The sequence below is a fragment of the Micromonospora sp. RV43 genome, assembly GCF_001029515.1.
GTDB lineage: Bacteria > Actinomycetota > Actinomycetes > Mycobacteriales > Micromonosporaceae > Micromonospora > Micromonospora aurantiaca.
Map to the genome: position 1 here is coordinate 1 of NZ_LEKG01000083.1, position 17,432 is coordinate 17,432.

At 72.6% G+C, this 17,432-nt stretch carries 16 protein-coding genes, 2 pseudogenes and 3 riboswitches; of the genes and pseudogenes, 8 read left to right on the top strand and 10 right to left on the bottom strand.

All coding sequences use genetic code 11. The features are described 5' to 3' along the window. Positions 1 to 402: 402 nt before the first annotated feature. Positions 403 to 635: pseudogene (locus ABD52_RS38390) on the bottom strand (MFS transporter); the annotation flags it as partial. 594 nt (positions 636 to 1,229) lie between these two features. Then, positions 1,230 to 1,414, top strand: a riboswitch (cobalamin riboswitch). A 41-nt stretch (positions 1,415 to 1,455) separates the two neighbouring features. Here ABD52_RS38390 and ABD52_RS20200 point away from each other — a divergent pair. The 6 genes and pseudogenes from ABD52_RS20200 (at position 1,456) to ABD52_RS20225 (ending at position 5,914) form a co-directional block, all read left to right on the top strand. After that, positions 1,456 to 2,439 (top strand): ABC transporter substrate-binding protein, encoded by a 984-nt coding sequence (locus ABD52_RS20200; RefSeq protein ID WP_013476127.1) that lies wholly within the window; start codon positions 1,456 to 1,458, stop codon positions 2,437 to 2,439. A gap of 26 nt (positions 2,440 to 2,465) precedes the next feature. Then, the gene (locus ABD52_RS20205) at positions 2,466 to 3,503 is read left to right on the top strand and encodes an iron ABC transporter permease (protein ID WP_047892844.1); all 1,038 of its coding nucleotides are present in this window, start codon (positions 2,466 to 2,468) and stop codon (positions 3,501 to 3,503) included. Next, the gene (locus ABD52_RS20210; protein ID WP_013476129.1) at positions 3,503 to 4,261 is read left to right on the top strand and encodes an ABC transporter ATP-binding protein; all 759 of its coding nucleotides are present in this window, start codon (positions 3,503 to 3,505) and stop codon (positions 4,259 to 4,261) included. Before ABD52_RS20205 ends, ABD52_RS20210 begins: the two co-directional genes overlap by 1 nt. A gap of 233 nt (positions 4,262 to 4,494) precedes the next feature. Beyond that, positions 4,495 to 4,902, top strand: coding sequence for a hypothetical protein (locus ABD52_RS40915; protein WP_063778319.1), 408 nt, complete (start codon positions 4,495 to 4,497; stop codon positions 4,900 to 4,902). Next, positions 4,860 to 5,045, top strand: a pseudogene (locus ABD52_RS40920) (cobyric acid synthase CobQ); the annotation flags it as partial. The gene ABD52_RS40915 and the pseudogene ABD52_RS40920, both read left to right, overlap by 43 nt. A gap of 128 nt (positions 5,046 to 5,173) precedes the next feature. Further along, complete coding sequence (locus tag ABD52_RS20225) at positions 5,174 to 5,914, top strand: cobalt-precorrin-6A reductase (RefSeq protein WP_036311826.1); 741 nt, start codon at positions 5,174 to 5,176, stop codon at positions 5,912 to 5,914. 22 nt (positions 5,915 to 5,936) lie between these two features. Here ABD52_RS20225 and ABD52_RS20230 read toward each other — a convergent pair whose 3' ends face one another. From ABD52_RS20230 to ABD52_RS20255, 6 genes are all read right to left on the bottom strand, one after another. Continuing rightward, the gene (locus tag ABD52_RS20230; RefSeq protein ID WP_030275084.1) at positions 5,937 to 6,719 is read right to left on the bottom strand and encodes a CbtA family protein; all 783 of its coding nucleotides are present in this window, start codon (positions 6,717 to 6,719) and stop codon (positions 5,937 to 5,939) included. Between the two features lie 111 nt (positions 6,720 to 6,830). Further along, the gene (locus tag ABD52_RS20235) at positions 6,831 to 7,040 is read right to left on the bottom strand and encodes a CbtB-domain containing protein (protein WP_013476133.1); all 210 of its coding nucleotides are present in this window, start codon (positions 7,038 to 7,040) and stop codon (positions 6,831 to 6,833) included. Beyond that, positions 7,039 to 7,179: riboswitch (adenosylcobalamin (AdoCbl) riboswitch) on the bottom strand. It overlaps the preceding gene by 2 nt. Further along, positions 7,179 to 8,201 carry a uroporphyrinogen-III C-methyltransferase gene (gene cobA, locus ABD52_RS20240; RefSeq protein WP_030275082.1) on the bottom strand — a complete coding sequence of 341 codons (1,023 nt, stop codon included), beginning with the start codon at positions 8,199 to 8,201 and terminating at the stop codon, positions 7,179 to 7,181. It overlaps the preceding riboswitch by 1 nt. 13 nt (positions 8,202 to 8,214) lie before the next feature. Further along, positions 8,215 to 9,576: a cobyrinate a,c-diamide synthase gene (locus ABD52_RS20245; protein ID WP_053065435.1), complete on the bottom strand. Its 1,362-nt coding sequence runs from the start codon at positions 9,574 to 9,576 to the stop codon at positions 8,215 to 8,217. Beyond that, positions 9,570 to 10,184 carry a cob(I)yrinic acid a,c-diamide adenosyltransferase gene (cobO, locus tag ABD52_RS20250; RefSeq protein WP_047892845.1) on the bottom strand — a complete coding sequence of 205 codons (615 nt, stop codon included), beginning with the start codon at positions 10,182 to 10,184 and terminating at the stop codon, positions 9,570 to 9,572. The genes ABD52_RS20245 and cobO overlap by 7 nt, the downstream gene beginning before the upstream one ends. After that, positions 10,184 to 12,166 (bottom strand): magnesium chelatase subunit D family protein, encoded by a 1,983-nt coding sequence (locus tag ABD52_RS20255; protein ID WP_013476137.1) that lies wholly within the window; start codon positions 12,164 to 12,166, stop codon positions 10,184 to 10,186. Before ABD52_RS20255 ends, cobO begins: the two co-directional genes overlap by 1 nt. Before the next feature lie 46 nt (positions 12,167 to 12,212). Further along, a riboswitch (cobalamin riboswitch) is annotated at positions 12,213 to 12,357 on the bottom strand. Between the two features lie 54 nt (positions 12,358 to 12,411). Here ABD52_RS20255 and ABD52_RS20260 point away from each other — a divergent pair. Together ABD52_RS20260 and ABD52_RS20265 are read left to right on the top strand one after the other, a co-directional pair. Next, positions 12,412 to 13,620 (top strand): bifunctional cobalt-precorrin-7 (C(5))-methyltransferase/cobalt-precorrin-6B (C(15))-methyltransferase, encoded by a 1,209-nt coding sequence (locus tag ABD52_RS20260; RefSeq protein ID WP_047892846.1) that lies wholly within the window; start codon positions 12,412 to 12,414, stop codon positions 13,618 to 13,620. Next, positions 13,617 to 14,372 carry a cobalt-precorrin-4/precorrin-4 C(11)-methyltransferase gene (locus ABD52_RS20265; RefSeq protein WP_013476139.1) on the top strand — a complete coding sequence of 252 codons (756 nt, stop codon included), beginning with the start codon at positions 13,617 to 13,619 and terminating at the stop codon, positions 14,370 to 14,372. Before ABD52_RS20260 ends, ABD52_RS20265 begins: the two co-directional genes overlap by 4 nt. Here ABD52_RS20265 and ABD52_RS20270 read toward each other — a convergent pair whose 3' ends face one another. The 3 genes from ABD52_RS20270 to ABD52_RS20280 are packed head-to-tail and all read right to left on the bottom strand — an operon-like array spanning position 14,373 to position 17,412. Further along, positions 14,373 to 15,875 carry a precorrin-2 C(20)-methyltransferase gene (locus tag ABD52_RS20270; RefSeq protein WP_047892847.1) on the bottom strand — a complete coding sequence of 501 codons (1,503 nt, stop codon included), beginning with the start codon at positions 15,873 to 15,875 and terminating at the stop codon, positions 14,373 to 14,375. It abuts the gene before it with no gap. Then, positions 15,872 to 16,537, bottom strand: coding sequence for a precorrin-8X methylmutase (locus ABD52_RS20275; protein WP_030502027.1), 666 nt, complete (start codon positions 16,535 to 16,537; stop codon positions 15,872 to 15,874). The genes ABD52_RS20270 and ABD52_RS20275 overlap by 4 nt, the downstream gene beginning before the upstream one ends. Then, positions 16,534 to 17,412, bottom strand: a complete 879-nt coding sequence (locus ABD52_RS20280; protein ID WP_030275071.1) for a sulfite reductase subunit beta — start codon at positions 17,410 to 17,412, stop codon at positions 16,534 to 16,536. The genes ABD52_RS20275 and ABD52_RS20280 overlap by 4 nt, the downstream gene beginning before the upstream one ends. Positions 17,413 to 17,432: the final 20 nt, after the last annotated feature.

The following is a 17,432-nucleotide window of genomic DNA, read 5'->3' on the forward strand; positions in this document are numbered from 1 at the left end:
CCTGACCGGCGAATTCCCCTACCTCGCCGACGCCAACGGCGACGGCAAAGACGACCTCGTCGTCTTCACCAAAAACACCACCAACGACATCTACGTCGCACTCTCCACCGGCACCACATTCGCCCCCTCCACCAAATGGCACGACTACTTCGGCCTCACCAGCGAAACCACACTCTGAGCCCGACGGCGAGCGACGCCGGCCCGGATCGGGACCGGCGTCGCTCGCCGTCCACCTACCGCTCCACCACGTTGCGCGAGCTGGAGGCAGGCCTGACCGACGGGCTGGCCTTCGCTGCCGCGCTCACGTTGCTGGTCGTGGCGGGCTGTCGCGGTGCGGCTGCGGCAGCGGCGTCACCTGCGCCTGGCCACCTGACCGGCGGGGACGTGGGCGGAACCCGGGGAGACGATCGCGGTCAGGCCGGCGGTGGACAGCGTCGCCCCGCCCAGGTCGAGCGTCCACCGGCCGGGTCCCGCGATTCCGGGACCAGTATCCGGCCGGCGAGCAGGCAGATCACCACGATCGGGACGTTCACCAGGAAGATCGCACCCCAGGGCAGGTGAGCCAGGACGAGTCCGCCGATCGGCGGCCCGGCGGCGAAGCCCAGCGCACTGGTCGCCGCCCAGATGCCGATCGCCGGGGACCAGCAACAACATCTTCCCGCTCGTCCCCGGCGTGGACGGCGTGGTACGCGACGAGAAGGGCAACGTCCGCTGCGTGGTCCTGCACGATACGCCCCTTGGAACCTTCGCCGAACGCACCCTGATCGACCCTCGCGCAGCGTGGTTCTACCCGACGGCGTGGACCCGGTGCGGATCGCCACCGCCATGAACCCGGGCGATGTCATCCTGGATCGCGCTGACGCGCCGCATCAACTTCACCGCGGGCCAGCGCGTCCTTGTCCTCGGCGCCGTCGGCAACGCAGGTCGGATGGCGATCCAGATCGCGAAGTACCGTGCTCGCTCGTCGAGCTCTTCGACGTCTGCATCGCCGGCCTCATGCCCACGACCGAGGAGCCGGTCGCCGGCGGACGTGGCCTCGCACCTGCGCTCACGTATTGCTGCTCAGCCTCAGCCACGGCGCTCACTGTCGATCACGTGCCCTCGCCCAGCCACCGCGCACGAGAAAGGAGCCGGATGGGTTGCGGGCCGACAGCCACGCCGAGGCCGGTCCGGCGCGTCGGATTTCCCACAGCGGGTGCCCGGACCGGATCCGCGGCGAGCGCGGGCCGTTATGGTGGGGACGCCGTGGTGTTCGGGAAGCCGGTGTGATGCCGGCGCGGCCCTCGCCACTGTGATCGGGAGACCGTCGGCCCTCGTCGTTTCGCGAGGTCACTGGGCAGAGATGCCTGGGAAGGCCGGCCGGCGGTTGCTTGTCCCGTCAGCCAGGAGACCGGCCACGGCACGTTCGTCCCCGTCCACGAGGTGTTGGAAGGCGGTCCCGCTGTGCGGTTCCCCATGCCCTGGCGCGTTGCCGCGCCGTTGTTGCTGTCCACTGTGCTGCTCACCGGCTGCGGCGCCGATGCCAAGCCTGCTGCCGCACCACCGGCGGTGTCCGCTGGACCGGTCGCGGTGACCAACTGCGGCACCCCGGTGACCATCGCGGCGCCACCGATGCGGGTCGTCACCATGAACCAGGCCGCCACGGAGATCATGCTGGCCCTGGGCCTGCAAGATCGGATGATCGGCACGGCCTACCTCGACGACGCGATCCTGCCCGCCTACGCGGACGCCTACGCGAAGATCCCGGTGCTGGCCAAGGAGTACCCGACCAAGGAGAAGCTGCTCGAGGCTGAACCCGATTTCGTGTACGCGTCGTACAACAGCGCGTTCGGTGACGAGGGGGTCGGTGACCGCGCCGACTGGCAGAAACTCGGCGTCGGCACCTACATCTCCCCTGCCGGGTGCCCGGCGCAGACCCGGCAGGCGAAGCTCGCCATCGGCGACGTGTTCACCGAGATCCGCGAGCTCGCGGCGATCTTCGGGGTGAGCGACCGCGGCGAGAAGCTGATCGCCGACCACGAGGGCCGCATCGCCACGGCCGCAGGCACCGCCCGCAACGTGAAGGTCATGTGGTGGGACGGCGGCAGCGACGCCCCGAGCGTCGGCGCCTGCTGCGGCGCCCCCAACATGATCATGTCGGCGGCCGGGGTCACCAACGCCTTCGCCGACCTCACCGGCAGCTGGGGCGACACAAGCTGGGAGACCGTCACCGACCGCAACCCCGAGGTCATCGTGCTCGTCGACGCGAGCTGGGATCCCGCCGCGCAGAAGAAGACCTTCCTCGCCGGGCACCGCACCCTCAAGGACCTGCCCGCGGTCAAACAGCAGTGGTACGTGGTGATCCCGTTCTCGTCAACCACGGCCGGTGTCCGCAACGTCCTCGGCGTCGAAGCCCTCGCCCAGGGCATCGCCGCGCTGCCGTCCGGGGCCCCGAGCTGACCGCCGTCACCACCCGGCCCGCCCCGGTGCGCACCCACCGCCCGGTGCGGGCGGTCGGCCTGGCCGCGCTCGTGCTGGCTCTGGTCGCCGGTCTGGTGCTGTCGGTGGCCGTCGCGGTCACCATCGGCCCGGCCGACCTGACTGTCGGGACGGTGAGGACGGTCGTCGCCGGCCACCTGGGACTCGCGAACTCGGACGTGCCGCTGCTGCGCGACCACATCGTCTGGGACCTACGTTTGCCCCGGGTTCTCGGCGCCGCCACGGTGGGGGCGGGCCTGGCCGCGGCCGGTGCGGTCATGCAGACCGTCACCCGCAATCCCCTGGCGGACCCGTACCTGCTCGGGGTCTCCTCAGGGGCGTCGCTGGGCGCGGTCCTGGTGGTCGTGGCCGGCATCGGTAGTGGCGTAGCCGCGCTGACCGGCGGCGCCTTCCTCGGCGCCCTTGTCGCGTTCCTGCTGGTCGTGGGCCTGGCCGGGAGGTTCGGGGCATTGTCGCCGACGCGCGTGGTGCTGACCGGGGTCGCGGTGGGACAACTGTGCGCGGCACTGACCTCTTTCGTGATCATCTGGGTGGCCGACCCGCACGCCACGCAGAGCATCACGTTCTGGCTGTCCGGGTCAATGGCCCGGGCCGACTGGACGGCCCTGGGCTGGGCGGTACCGGTGCTGGTCGTGGTGCTGGCGGTGGTCGGCTGGCACGCCCGTACCCTCAACGCCTTCGCCTTCGGTGAGGAGGCCGCCGCGAGCCTCGGCGTCGAGGTGAACCGGCTGCGGTGGCTGCTGCTGGTCGGCACCGCCCTGCTGACCGCCGTGCTGGTCGCGGTCAGCGGCGCGATCGGGTTCGTCGGGCTGATCCTCCCGCACGCCGCCCGCCTGATCACCGGACCGGACCACCGGCGGCTGCTACCGGTCGCCGTGCTCGCCGGCGCCATCTTCCTGACCTGGGTCGACACCGCCGCCCGCACCGTCTTCGAACCGCGTGAGCTGCCGGTCGGGGTGCTGACGGCACTGGTCGGGGTGCCGGCGTTCTTCCTGATCCTGCGCCGCCGGGAGGTACGCGGCTGATGCTTCAGATCTCCGACGTCTCGTGGGCGGTGCCCGCCGCCCGCATCCTCGACCACGTCACCGGCACCGTCCCGGCGGGCAGCCTGGTCGGGCTGCTCGGCCCGAACGGCTCCGGCAAGACCACCCTGCTGCGGGCCGTCGCCGCCCTGGTGCGCCCGGATACCGGCAACATCACACTCGCAGGCGACGACGTGACTCGGCTGCGGCGCCTTGCCCTGGCCCGGCGCATCGCGTTGCTGGCCCAGCACGCCGAGACCGACCTCGACCTGACCGTCCGCGACGTGGTCCTGCTCGGCCGCATCCCGCACCGCCGGACCCGCTGGTCCGACACCGGCTGCGACCATGCCGCCGCGGTCGAGGCACTGGGCCGGGTCGACCTGGCCGGGTTCGCCGACCGTAAGTGGCAGACCCTGTCCGGTGGGGAACGCCAGCGCGTCCAGCTCGCCCGCGCGCTGGCCCAGGAGCCGGAACTGCTGCTGCTCGACGAACCCACCAACCACCTCGACATCGGCCACCAGCTTCAGCTGCTGCACCTGGTCCGCCGATCGCAGGTCACCGCCCTCGCCGCGCTGCACGACCTCAACCTGGCCGTCATGTTCTGCGACACCGTCGTCGTGCTGCACCACGGCCGGGTCGTCGCCGCGGGACCACCCGCACGGGTGCTCACCCCGGCGCTGCTCGCCGACGTGTACGGCGTCGACGCAGACGTGCGGGTTCACGACGGGCGGACCGTCATTGAGTTCCGGCCGCCGTCATGACCCGGCACGTGCTGCCGGTGCCCGGTCGGTCACCCACCACGCTGGCCACGACACGATCCACCAGCTCGCCGAGCAGATGGCCGCGCGTCTGGGCGTATTCGTGCACAGGTGTTTCCTCGACGGCGCGAAACCGTTTGCTGCACGCGGCGCTCGACGCGGCCACCGGTTCACTGGTCGGACGTGACCCGGCGGTTCGACGCGCCCCGCGCCGGCAACCCGATTATCCTGGCGCGATGACCGAGGCCGGCGCTGGGCCGGCGTTCCTCGCGGCGCAGCAGGCGGCGGGAGTCATTGCGGCCAGACACCGCGGTGACTTCGCCGGCGCCGAGGAACTGCTGGGCGCCATCGGCGACGAGACCGTGCGCACCCGGGTTTCATGCTGCTCGCCGAACTCGCCCTTGGCCCTGGTCCAGTCACAGACAGGGCAGAGCATGGACGAACTCGTCCATGAGGTCACGTTGCTGATGGCCGAAGTGGTGGGCAGCGTCGGACACCAGCCCGGGCTGGACCTCGCCCACGCCGAGCCCGGCGGTCCGGCGGATGGACAGCAGGCGATACTGGGGCGGTGGAAGGACAGGCTCGCCGAACCGGGCGGCTCATGGTGGCGGGCACGACGTCGGACGCGGGCAAGAGCCGGGTGACGACCGCGTTGTGCCGGGCGTTCGCACGGCGCGGTGTTCGGGTCGCTCCGTTCAAGGCACGGAACATGGCGAACAATTCGATGGCGTGTGCGGGTGGGGCGGAGATCGGCCATGCTCAGTGGGTGCAGGCGCTGGCGGCGGGCGCAGAGCCGGCCCGGCAGGCCCGGCTGGATCTGCTCGCCGACCTGGCGGAGAAACACCTGGAGGTCGACGCGCTGCTGAACCTAGCCGAGCGGGGCGCTCCCGCGGCGCCGGTGATCGGACCCTACGCGTGAGGATTCTCGTGCTCGGTGGGACGGGCGAGGCCCGCGCGCTGGCGGCCTCGCTCGTCGACGACGGTGCCGTGGTCGTGACCTCACTGGCGGGGCGGGTCGCGCGTCCCCGGCTGCCGGTGGGGCAGGTCCGCGTCGGTGGCTTCGGCGGGATCGCAGGACTGGCCGCGTACCTGGCGGAGACCCGGGTGCGTGCCGTGGTCGACGCGACGCACCCGTTCGCGGAGAAGATCAGCGCCAACGCGGCGGCGGCGTGCCCGGCCGCCGGGGTTCCCCTGCTCCGTTTGGAACGGCCCGGCTGGGCCGCTCGCCCCGAGGCGTCGGCCTGGTACTGGGCCGGTGACCACAGTGAAGCTGCCCGGGTGGCGGCCGGTCTGGGCGACCGGCCGTTCCTCACCGTCGGACGGCAGTCGCTGGCGCACTTCGTCGAACCGTTGCGCCGGCACGCGTGCCTGGTTCGCGTGGTGGACGAGCCCGACATCGTTCTGCCGGTGTCGTGGAAGCTGCTGCGCAGCCGCGGTCCCTACACCCTCGCGCACGAGCGGGAGGTGATGGCGGGCACGGACGTTCTAGTTACCAAGGACTCCGGCGGTGACCACACGGTCGCGAAGCTGGAGGTCGCCGCCGAGCGGGCGATGCCGGTCGTGATCGTGCGCCGCGCCGGGCCGCCGGCCGGAGTGCCGCTGGTCCGTGACGTGGACGCCGCCCTGGCGTGGGTGCGGGCGTTGCCCGCACCCTGACGCGAGGTTCAGCCGGGAAGGTTCAGAGCGTGGCCGCCAGCTCCTGGCGGCGCAGCCGCTCGGCGGCACGGTCCGCGTCGCGTCCGACCAGACCGGTCAGCACTGCACCCAGGACCGCCCAAGTCGCGGCCAGGGTCGTGATCGACGAGATGCGGAAGTACCAGAGTGTGTCGGCCGGGAAACCGCCGACCTCGTTGACCGTCGGCAGCAGAGCCCCGGCGACCACGACGACCACGAGATAGGCGCCGGCACCGGCCAGCACCGCCGAGTATGCGCCCAGCTGGGGCAGCAGACGCCGGGCCAGGACCACGGCGCCGATCGCGGCGGCCAGGCTCAGTGCCCAGAACCCGAAGTACAGCGCGGTCCGCTCGTTGATCGTGTCACCGGAGCCGACCGCCGGTGGTGTGGCGGGGTACTTGAGGAACGGCACGAGGGCGGTGGCGACGAAACCGACGGCGGCGACCACCGCGGTGCTGGCCCGTGCGGACAGGGAGCCCAGACGCCCGGCGGCGAAGGCGGCAGCGAGCGCGGTCGCTCCACCGAGGACGATGCCCACCAGGATGGTGCCCAGTGCCAGGCCCCCGGTGGACTGGGTGCCACGCGAGACCTCGGCCTCCTCCTCATCGTGGCTGTGAGACTGCTCGGCGGTGGCATTGTCGTGCGGGTGCTCGGCGGCACCGGCTTCCTCCAGGGCGATGGCTGCATCGACCTGGGGTTCGGCGACGACGTAGGAGACGAGGAAGGCCGCGAAACCGGCGATGAGCCCGGCCAGCAGCCCGTGAACGAGAAAAGTGCGAGGGGTCATCAAGGGTCCGTTCGAGAGCCGGCCGCGGGCATCACGAAACGCCCGCAGCGCCGGTGACGAGGAAAGACGAAAACTCCGGCCGGGCCGGGCGAACTGCCGCGTGGCGTGGTGTCAGTGGCAGGGGAAGCCCAGCACGTGCCGTGCGTCGTGCGTCAGCTCGTGGATGAAGGTGCCCTCGAAGACGGAGAAAGCTCCCTGCTCGGCGCCCACGAAATACAGGACGACGGCGGTGACCAGCGCGAAGAACAGCGCCCAGGGGGCGAGCGCGCGAACGGGGATGGTGGGAAGAACGGCCGGAATGGCCGTGGTCGCCTGAGGCATGACACTCCTTGGGATGCTGCGTCCCGTCGATGGGTGGTCGACCTGGCTGGAGGGTCTGGCTTCGCCGCGAGCGGCGTCACAGTAGCGCGACTGCGCCGGATTCACACCGGCTTCCTTCAGCAGGGTGGCACGACCATATCAGGTATCGGAGCAACGCGACGCTGTCGCGACTGCCTGCACGGCGGCCGGTCCGAGGGCGACGACGTGGCCGATCACCGTTACGGCGGGCGCGCCGATGCCGGCCTCGGCGGTGTCGGCGACGACGTCGGCGAGGGTACTGCGCAGCACCCGCTGGCCGGCCGAGGCGGCGTCCGCGACGACGGCGCATGGTGTGTTCCGGTCGAGACCGGCGGCGACGAGCGCGTCGGCGATGGCCGCGAGGTTGCGCATGCCCATCAGCACCACGAGGGTGGTGCCGGTGCGGGCGAGGGCGGCGTAGTCGATCGACGAGTCGGGATGGCCGGGCGGTACGTGGCCGGAGATGACGGTGAAGCCTTGCACGAGTCCGCGGTGGGTGACCGGGATGCCGGCCAGCTCCGGGGCCGCGATGCTGGAGGTCACGCCGGGTATCACGGTGGTGGGGACGCCGGCTTCGGCGCACGCGGTGACTTCCTCGAAGCCGCGGCCGAAGACGTACGAGTCGCCGCCCTTGAACCGCACAACGTGCCGTCCGGCGCGGGCGTGCTCGACGAGCAGCGCGTTGATCTGTTCCTGGCTCGTGCTCCGCCCGTACGGGACCTTGGTGACGTCGATGATCTCGGCGTCCGGGCGCGCCCACTTCAGGGCCTCCCACGGGGCGAGCCGGTCGGTGAGGATCACGTCGGCCTGCTTGACGGCCGCGCGTCCGGCGACGGTGACCAGCCCTGGATCGCCCGGGCCGGCGCCGACCAGCGTGACGTGTCCGGCCGTTCGGACCGCTGCCGGTGCCCCGGCCTCCGAGGGTGCGACGGTACGCAGCACGACGTCGAACCGGCTCTCGTCGACCGGGGTGGTGACCCAGGTCAGGCGCCCGCGGAGGGCGAGGTCCTCCAGCGCGGCGCACACGGCCGGCGCGGCGACGGTGACCAGGGCGCGCCTGTGCAGCAGCGCACTGACCGTGACGGCGGCGGGTGCGCTCCCGTCGAGGACGAGCACGCTACGGCCGGTGAGGTTCAGCTGCATGTGACGGTGATTCCTAACGTGCTGAGGAGACAGCCGTCCGGTGTACGGCCTCGGTGAACGACTGGGCCAGATGCGGTTGCCCAGCCCAATGCACGTGCAGATAGGACGCGCTGAGGCTGGGGGAGGCGAATCCGGCATTGCGGCCCTCGATGCGCCAGGCGGGGTGCTCGCCGTGACCGGGTGTGACGGTGGTGCGGTGGAATTCGTGGCCGGTGGCAGCGGTTCCCCGCTCGCCGAGCAGCTGGTCCGAGCCGAGTGCGGCACGGTGGTACGCGAGGGTGAGGCGCGGCGTCATGACTGCTTCGGCGTCGAGCGCCCCGACCATGGGATGGCCGTCGACGGAGCGGCACAGATACAGCAGGCCGGCGCACTCGGCGACGGTGGGGACGCCGTCGAGGACGGCCTGGCGCAGTTCGTGGCGCAGCGTCGTGTTGGCGCTCAGCGTGGACGCGTGTACCTCGGGGAACCCCCCACCGAGGTACAGCCCGCGTGTCCCGGCGGGAAGCCGCTGGTCGCGGGCCGGGTCGAACGGGACGACGGTGCAGCCCGCCGCCTGCAGCAGCTCGGTCGTCTCGGCGTACCGGAAGGTGAAGGCACGCCCGGCCGCGACCGCAACCACCGGTGATCCGGCGCCCGGCCGCCGGACGTGCGCGGCGGGGTCCCATGGCTGGGCGTCCAGATCGGGTGCGGTGCGTGCCACCTGCAGCACCGCATCGAGGTCCACGTGGCGGGCGATCTGCTCGGCCAGCACGTCCAGGGCGGCGGCGGCCTCCTCACGTTCGGCTGCCGGCACGAGCCCGAGGTGGCGCGACGGGGCGCTGACACCCTGGTCGCGGTGCAGGATCCCGAGCACCGGTACGCCGGTGGATTCCACCGCCCGGGCCGCCTCGGCGGCGTGGCGGGCGGACCCGGCTTTGTTGAGCACGACACCCGCGACGGTGACGCCGGCCTCGAACGTGTCCATTCCGTGCACGACGGCCCCGACGCTGCGCGAGGTGTGCGAGACGTCCACGACCAGCAGGATCGGGGTGGCGGTCAGGGCCGCGAGGTGCGCGGTGGAGGCGAAACCGTCGCCGCCGATGCGGCCGTCGAACAGGCCCATGACCCCTTCGACGATGGCGATGTCCGCGTCGCGTGCGCCGTGCAGCAGCAGCGGGATCACGAGTGAGGGGTCGGTCAGGTGCGGGTCGAGGTTGCGGCCGGGGCGTCCGGTGGCCAGCGCGTGGTAGCCGGGGTCGATGTAGTCGGGCCCCACCTTGTGCCCCGACACGGTGTGCCCGCGCGCGGCCAGCGCGGCCATGAGCCCGGTCGCGACCGTGGTCTTGCCGTGGCCGGAGGCCGGCGCCGCGACGATCAGCCGCGGAAGGCTCACCATTCGATGCCTCGTTGGCCCTTCTGGCCGACGTCCATCGGGTGCTTGACGTGCTGCATCTCGGTCACCAGATCGGCTGCCTCGATCAGCCGGGGGTCGGCCCGGCGCCCGGTGACGATCACGTGCTGACGGCCGGGACGGTGGACCAGTGTCTCCACGACGTCGCCGACGTCGACCCAGCCCCACTGCATCGGATAGGTGAACTCGTCCAGGATGTAGAGCTGGTGCCGTTCCGCCTGGATACGGCGCTTCACCTCCGCCCAGCCCTCGGCGGCGTCCGCGGCGTGGTCCGCCTCGGTGCCGCTCTTACGGCTCCAGGACCATCCGGAGCCCATTTTGTGCCACTCGACTGGCCCGCCTTCGCCGGTCTGCTCGTGCAGCAGCCCGAGCCTCTCCAGGACGGTCTGTTCCCCGATGCGCCACTTGGCCGACTTCACGAACTGGAACACCCCGATGTCCCAGCCCTGGTTCCAGGCGCGCATCGCCATGCCGAAGGCGGCGGTCGACTTGCCCTTGCCGTTTCCGGTGTGGACCATCAGCAGCGGCCGGTTGCGCCGCTGGCGGGTGGTGCTGCCGTCGTCCGCGACGGTGAGCGGCTTACCCTGCGGCATCAGGCCACCCCCGCCCGCGGAGCGGTCGCCGTGCGAACGACCCCGGTGAGCCCGTCGGCGGTCACTTCACCGAGCGGCACGTGCTCGGCCCTCAGATGAGTGGCAAGCCGGGCGGCGAGGCCGAGCCGGAATCGTCCGGTCTCGCAGTCCACGACGACGACCTGGACACCGCTGGTGGCGAGCGCGGCGGCGGCGCGGTGGGCACGACCCAGCGGGTCCGGGCCGGAGGTGGCGCGGCCGTCGGTCACCACGACGAGCAGGGGCCGGCGGGACGGGTCGCGCAGCGCCTCCCGGCGCAGCACCTCGCCACTGCGTTCCAGGCCCTCCGCGAGCGGGGTCCGGCCACCGGCCGGTAGGTCGGCCAGGCGGCGGGAGGCGACGTCGACCGAGCCGGTCGGTGGCAGGACGACCTCGGCGGTGTGCCGGCGGAACGTCACCAGTGCGACCTTGTCCCGGCGGCGGTAGGCGTCCAGCAGCAGCGACAGCACAGCGGTCTTGACCTGCTCCATGCGGCGGCGGGCCGCCATCGAACCGGACGCGTCCACGCACAGCAGCACGAGGTTCGACTCGCGCCCGACGGTCTCGGCCCGGCGCAGGTCGCCGGGCACGAGCGCGAGGCCGCGACCGCCGGTCAAGCCACCCCGGGAATGCTGATGCGGCGCCGCCGCGGTGATGGTGCCCGGCAGGTGCAGCCGGCCGTCGCCGGACGTGCGCCGCCGCTGCCCGGCGACACGGCCCTGCGGTGTTCGTGCCCGGGACCGCCGGCCGGCCTGACCGTCGCCGGTTCCTTTCACGACCAGCAAGCGGGCACGTGCGGGCTCGCCCGCGGATGCCATCGATGTGGCGGCCTGCCGTTCGGGCTCCGGTACGGGCGGGCTCTCGCCGGGAGAGCCGGGCACGTCCCCGGCCGATCCGTCGTGCCCGGTGTCGTCGGGCAGACCGCCGCCGGGACCGTCGGGTCCGGGGTCGGGGTCGTTGTGGCCGAGTAGGTCGTCCAGGCGGTCCTGGTCCAGGCCGGGCTCGTCGAAGGGGTTGCGGCGGCGGCGGTGCGGCAGCGCGAGACGGGCGGCGATGCGGATGTCCTCGAGTGTCACTCGCGTACGTCCCCGCCAGGCCGCGTGCGCCGCGGCGGCGCGAGCGGTGACGAGGTCCGCACGCAGGCCGTCCACGTCGAACGCGGCGCACAGCTCGGCGATCCTGGTCAGCGTCTCGTCGTCGAGCACGACACCGGCCAGCGAGCGCCGGGCGGCGGCCAGCCGGGTGCGCAGGGCTTCCTGCTCGCCGGCCCAGCGTGTGGCGAAGCCCTCCGGGTCGGCGTCGAATGCGAGCCGGCGGCGGACCGCCTGCACCCGCAGGACGGGGTCACGCGGGGCGGCGACCTCGACCGTCAGGCCGAACCGGTCGAGCAGCTGCGGGCGCAGTTCGCCCTCCTCCGGGTTCATCGTGCCGATCAACACGAACCGGGAGGCATGCTCGACCGAGACACCGTCGCGTTCGACGCTGACCCGGCCGGTCGCCGCGGCGTCGAGCAGCAGGTCGACCAGGTGGTCCGGCAGCAGGTTGACCTCGTCGACGTACAGCAGGCCACGATGGGCCCGGGCCAGCAGGCCAGGCTCGAACGCGACGACGCCGTCTCGCAGCGCGGCATCGAGCTTCAGCGATCCGGTCACCCGGTCGTCGCCGGCTCCGACGGGTAGTTCGACGAGGCGTACCGGCCGTTCGACGACGGGCGTGGGCACGTCGAACGGCCCGTCGGGGCAGACCGCCGAGGGATCGTCCGGGTCGATGGAGAACCGGTCGCCCGCATAGACCCGTACCGCCGGGAGCACCTCGGCGAGGCCGCGCACGGTAGTGGTCTTGGCAGTGCCCTTCTCCCCGCGGATCAGGACACCGCCGATGAGCGGATCGATCGCGACCAGGGTGAGGGCGAGAGTCATGTCGTCGGCGCCGACGACGGCACAAAAGGGGTACTGCGCTGGCATGTAGGGCTCCCGCTCGATCTGCCATGGCGGTCCACGACGCGGCATGCGCCGTGGATCGGATCGAGGCCGGTCTTCGGACTTCCCAGGTCAATGCCTGGATCACCGCAGCGGGCCCTGTGCCGGATTCTCACCGGCTTCCCAGATTCTCCCCGTGACCACGGTCGTGGGGCACCTCGAACCTGTGCATCACCATAGACGCCCCGGTGGCCGGGGCAAGGGCCGGTGGGCGGCTAGGGTGCATCTCCATGGAGGAGCGGGTGACCGTGGTGGGGATCGGGGCTGACGGGTGGGTGGGTCTGCCGGAGCCGTCCCGGGCGCTGGTGCGGGCGGCCGCGACGCTGCTCGGCGGGCGGCGGCACCTCGAGGCGGTGCCGCCCGTCGACGGCCAGCAGCGCGTGGCGTGGCCGTCGCCGCTGCGGGACAATCTGCCAGGTGTGCTCGCCTCCGCGCGAGGGCCGGTTGTCGTGCTGGCCTCCGGCGACCCGCTCGTGTCGGGTATCGGCACGACGCTGCTGGACGTCCTGGGCCCGGAGCGCGTGACGATCGTGCCCGGGGTCTCCTCGGTAGCCCTCGCCCGAGCACGTCTCGGATGGCCGGCTGAGTCCGTCACCACGGTCAGCCTGGTCGGCCGGGACCTACGGCTGATCGTGCCTGCGCTCTCGGCCGGGCGCCGGCTGCTCGTGCTGTCCAGCGACGAGACGACACCCGCGGCCGTGGCCGCGGTGCTGACCGGGCTCGGTTGGGGGCAGTCCAGGCTGGTCGTGCTCGGTGACCTCGGTGCCGCCGGTGAGTCGTGTACCGCGACCACCGCGGCCGGGTGGGACCTGAACGACGTGCCGCGGTTGAACGTTCTCGCCGTCGAAGTTCGCGGTGCCGGTCCGGGCTGGGCCTCGGGCGGCGTGTTGCCCGACGACGCGTTCGAGCACGGCGGGCAGATCACCAAACGTGACCTGCGGGCCAGTGCCCTGGCCCGGCTCGCGCCCGCGCCCGGTCAGCTGCTGTGGGACGTCGGCGCCGGCAGCGGCTCGATCGGTGTGGAGTGGATGCGGGCCTGGCCGACGGCACGGACGATCGCGGTGGAGCCCCGCTCCGACCGGGCCGCGCTGGTGCACCGCAACGCCGCTGCCCTCGGCGTGCCGGGTCTGTGTCTGGTCGAGGGTTCGGCGCCCGGGGCCCTGTCCGGCCTGGACCGTCCCGACGCGGTGTTCGTCGGCGGCGGGGCCACCGTCCCCGGCGTGCTGGACACCTGCTGGGATGCGCTCGGCGCAGGTGGACGGCTCGTCGTGCACGGTGTCACCGCCGAGACCGAGGCGGTGCTGCTGGAGCAGCACAGCCGGCGCGGCGGTGAACTCGTCCGCCTGCACGTCGAACGCGCCGAACCGCTCGGCGGCTTCACCGGCTGGACGCCCGCGCGGGCAGTCAGCCAGTGGTCCATCGTCAAGGGAGATCCATGACCGTCCATTTCGTCGGGGCCGGGCCCGGCGCCGCCGACCTGCTCACCCTCCGCGCGGTACGCCTGCTCGAGTCCGCCGACGTGTGCCTGTACCCGGGCACGTACCTCGACGCCGAGGTGCTGGAGCACTGCCGTGACGACGCCCGGCTGATCGACACCCAGCACCTCGACCTGGACCAGATCACCACGCACCTGGTCCAGGCACACGCCGACGGGTCCGAGGTCGTACGGCTGTGCTCCGGTGACCCGTCGCTGTACTCGGCGGTGCACGAGCAGGCACGCCGGCTCGACGCCGCCCGGGTCCCGTGGGACGTCACGCCCGGCGTGCCGGCCTATGCGGCTGCTGCCGCCGCCGTCGGCGCCGAGCTGACCGTCCCGGAGCTGGCCCAGTCGGTCGTGCTCACCCGCGCGCAGGCCCGGTCCACGGTCATGCCGTCGGGAGAGAAGCTCGCCGCGTTCGCCGCGACCGGCGCGACGCTCGCCCTGCACCTGGCGGTCACGCGTACCCGCGAGCTGGCCGCCGAACTGGCCGGCTACTACGGCCACGACTGCCCCATAGTCGTGGTGCACCGGGTGTCGCAGCCGCAGGAGCTCATCCTGCGCGGCACGCTGGCCGACATCGGCGGCCGGGTCGAGCAGGCCGGTCTGCGACAGGCAGCGGTCATCCTGGTCGGCCCGGCGCTGGCCGGGGACGTCCGTGGCGGCGAGTCGTTCCTCTACTCGGCCGGTCGCGAGCGCCGCGTGCGCGGCTGATCAGGGCACGAAGCGCGGGCTCCAGACACGTCCGGCCGCGGTGACTCGCGTCGCCGAGGCGCCGATGATCAACAGGCATTTCATGTCGATGCTGCCGGGGTCCAGTTCGCCGAGCGAGGTGACGGTGAGACTCTCCCCGGCCCGGCCGATGTCGCGGCCCACGACCACGACCGTCCGGGGGGACTTGTGCTCCAGCAGCACGGCCCGGGCCTGCGCGACCTGTTCGGTGCGTGAGCGTGAGCGCGGGTTGTAGAGGGCCAGCACCAAATCCGCCTCGGCGACAGCGCGCAGCCGCTTGACCACGACCTCCCACGGCTTGAGCCGGTCCGACAGGCTCATCACCGCGAAATCGGCCCCGATCGGCGCGCCCGCGCGCGCCGCGACCGCCTGGACGGCGGAGATCCCGGGTACGACACGGATGGCGACGCCGGCGTAGCGGGGGTCCTCCGCGGCCTCGAACACCGCCGACGCCATGCCGAAGACGCCCGCGTCACCGCCGGAGACGACCGCGACGCGCTCACCGGCGAGCGCCAGTTCGAGCGCCTGCCGGGCCCGCTCGAGCTCGACCGTGTTGCCGGAGGCGTGGCGGACGAGTCCGGGGCGCTGCGCGACGCGCTGGACGTACGGGCCGTAGCCGACGACGTGGCCGACCTCGGCGAGCACCTGCGACGCCTCGGGGGAGAGCCACCGATCGGGACCGGGGCCGAGGCCCACGACGACGACCTCGGCGCCGGGATAAGGTTCGGTGACCCTGGTGGCCGGGAGGTCGTAACGGGCCACTCCGGGCCGGGTGTCGCCGGGGACCAGCACGATCGAGAAGTACGGCACCGTGGCGGGGTCCACGTCGGCGACAGGCAGTACCCGCTCGGCGGTCATCGACGCCCGTTCGACGTACCAGGAGCCCTCGACGCGCGCGGCCTGCTCGAGCGCCGAGCGGACCTTGGTGAACGTCCGGCCCAGCTTCATGATCACCGCCCCGTCGGTGTCGGCGAGACGCCGGGCCAGCTCGGGCTCGGGCAACGTTCCCGGCAGCACGGTCAGCACGTCGGTCTGCCGGACCAGCGGCAGGGCGGTGGTGGCGGTGGCGGCGGCGAAGGCGGGCACACCGGCGACGACCTGCGTGTCGAACTCGCCGGCGAGCCGGTCGTGCAGGTACATGAACGAGCCGTAGAGCATCGGGTCGCCCTCGGCCAGCACGACCACGTCGCGGCCCGCACGAAGGTGGGCCCGCAGCCGCTCGGCGGCTTCGGCGTAGAAGTCGGCCATCGCCCCGGCGTACCCGCCCGGGTGCTCGGTGCTCTGGGTCGTCACCGGATAGACCAGCGCCTCCTCGATCACGTCGTCCGGGAACAGCCCGGCAGCGATGCGGCGCGCGTTGGACTGTTTGCCGACACCCTGGTGGTAGGCGATGACCTGGGCCGCGCCGATCAGCCGGGCGGCTTTGAGCGTGATCAGTTCGGGATCACCCGGGCCGACCCCGACGCCGGACAGCCGCCCGGTCACTCCGCCTCCCGGGCGAGGGCGTTGAGCGCGGAGGCGGCCATCGCCGAGCCGCCCCGGCGCCCGGTCACCACGAGATAGGGCACGTCGAGGCCGGGGGCGTCGGTGGCGAGGTCGATGAGCGCCTGCTTGGACTCGGCGGCGCCGATGAATCCCACCGGCGTACCGATGATCGCAGCTGGTCGTGGCGCGCCGTCGCGCAGCATCTCCAGCAGGTGGAACAGGGCCGTGGGGGCGTTGCCGAAGGCGACGACCGCGCCGGCGAGGTGGTCGGTCCACAGCGACACCGCCGCCGCCGACCGGGTCGTTGCCCACCGGTGGGCAAGCGCCGGGACCTCGGGTTCGTGCAGAAAGCAGCGGACCTCGTTGTCACGGGGCAGGCGGGCGCGGGTAACGCCGGTGGCGACCATGTGCGCGTCGGTCAGGATCGGCGCCCCCGCCTCCAGCGCCCCGCGGGCGGCGGCCACCAGGCCGGGGTGGATCACCAGGTTGCGGGTGAGGTCGGTCTGGCCGCATGCGTGGATCATCCGCACCGCGACCTTCTCGGCGTCGGCCGGCACACCCGAAAGATCGGCCTCGGCACGGATGGTGGCGAACGAGGCGTCGTAGATCGCCGCGCCGTCGGTGACGTAGTCGTAGCGGCGTGCCGGTGTGGTGAGACTCATGCGTTCTCCAGATCGGGGACGAGCAGGGTGCGGTACGGGGTGACGACGATCTCGCCGGCGCCGAGCGCGCGGATCTCCTCCAGCAGGGGAGCGTCCACTCGGCCGCCGGAAGCCGCGAGGTGCGCGGTGACGCGGCCGTCATCCTGAACGATCCTGCCCAGCGCGGGTGGAGGTGTGCTCACCCGGGTCCGCTCGGCACGGTCGAGTACGGTGCCCAGCAGCGCGGCGCCGGCGCCGGGCAGCTCGTCGACGTGCCAGGGTGAGTCCGGCCGGTCACCCGCGAGCCCGGCGAAGCGTACGGCGAGCCCGGTCAGCGCCGCGGCGGCCTCGTCCAGCCGGATGACTGGCCCCCACGCCGAGGTTCCGGCGCGTAGCTGCGCGGTGTCCGAGTCGAGCGCCACCAACCCCAGGTCCAAGTCACGGCTGACCAGATCACCGCGGCCGTCGTCAAGCACGAACAGGAACCGTCCGGTCAGCGCGGTGAGCCGGGGCTCGGCGCGCAGCCGTGCGTCGAGTCCGGCGACGACCGGGTGTAGATCGGCCCGGCCGCCACTGCGTCCGGTCAGCGGTGAGGCGAGGATGTTGCGGACCAGCTCGTGCGACGTGGACGGTACGAGCCCGGTCGCGATGACGTCGGCGACGACGGTCTCGGGCAGCCGCCCACCGTCGTGCTCGAGACCGCGCACCTGCAGGTTGGCGCGGCTGGTCAGGTGGACCGCGCCGTCGCCGTGCGCACGGGCCACCTCCACGAGTGCGCACAGCGCCGCAGTCGGCACGATCCCGCCGGGGACGCGCACCCGCACGAGCGCGCCGTCGTCGGCGATCCATGGGCGCAGCAGGCCGGGACACAGGTCGCGGCGGGTCCTCTCGGTCACGGCGACATGGTGCCAGAGCC

What these genes read in the sequence shown, in the direction of transcription:
- ABD52_RS40915 (WP_063778319.1), top strand. Translation starts at nt 4,495, where the DNA reads ATGACCGAGGCCGGCGCTGGGCCGGCGTTCCTCGCGGCGCAGCAGGCG.
- cobO (WP_047892845.1), bottom strand. Translation starts at nt 10,184, where the DNA reads ATGCCGCAGGGTAAGCCGCTCACCGTCGCGGACGACGGCAGCACCACC.
- ABD52_RS20245 (WP_053065435.1), bottom strand. Translation starts at nt 9,576, where the DNA reads ATGGTGAGCCTTCCGCGGCTGATCGTCGCGGCGCCGGCCTCCGGCCAC.
- cobA (WP_030275082.1), bottom strand. Translation starts at nt 8,201, where the DNA reads ATGCAGCTGAACCTCACCGGCCGTAGCGTGCTCGTCCTCGACGGGAGC.
- ABD52_RS20210 (WP_013476129.1), top strand. Translation starts at nt 3,503, where the DNA reads ATGCTTCAGATCTCCGACGTCTCGTGGGCGGTGCCCGCCGCCCGCATC.
- ABD52_RS20260 (WP_047892846.1), top strand. Translation starts at nt 12,412, where the DNA reads ATGGAGGAGCGGGTGACCGTGGTGGGGATCGGGGCTGACGGGTGGGTG.
- ABD52_RS20265 (WP_013476139.1), top strand. Translation starts at nt 13,617, where the DNA reads ATGACCGTCCATTTCGTCGGGGCCGGGCCCGGCGCCGCCGACCTGCTC.
- ABD52_RS20200 (WP_013476127.1), top strand. Translation starts at nt 1,456, where the DNA reads ATGCCCTGGCGCGTTGCCGCGCCGTTGTTGCTGTCCACTGTGCTGCTC.
- ABD52_RS20235 (WP_013476133.1), bottom strand. Translation starts at nt 7,040, where the DNA reads ATGCCTCAGGCGACCACGGCCATTCCGGCCGTTCTTCCCACCATCCCC.
- ABD52_RS20230 (WP_030275084.1), bottom strand. Translation starts at nt 6,719, where the DNA reads ATGACCCCTCGCACTTTTCTCGTTCACGGGCTGCTGGCCGGGCTCATC.
- ABD52_RS20255 (WP_013476137.1), bottom strand. Translation starts at nt 12,166, where the DNA reads ATGCCAGCGCAGTACCCCTTTTGTGCCGTCGTCGGCGCCGACGACATG.
- ABD52_RS20275 (WP_030502027.1), bottom strand. Translation starts at nt 16,537, where the DNA reads ATGAGTCTCACCACACCGGCACGCCGCTACGACTACGTCACCGACGGC.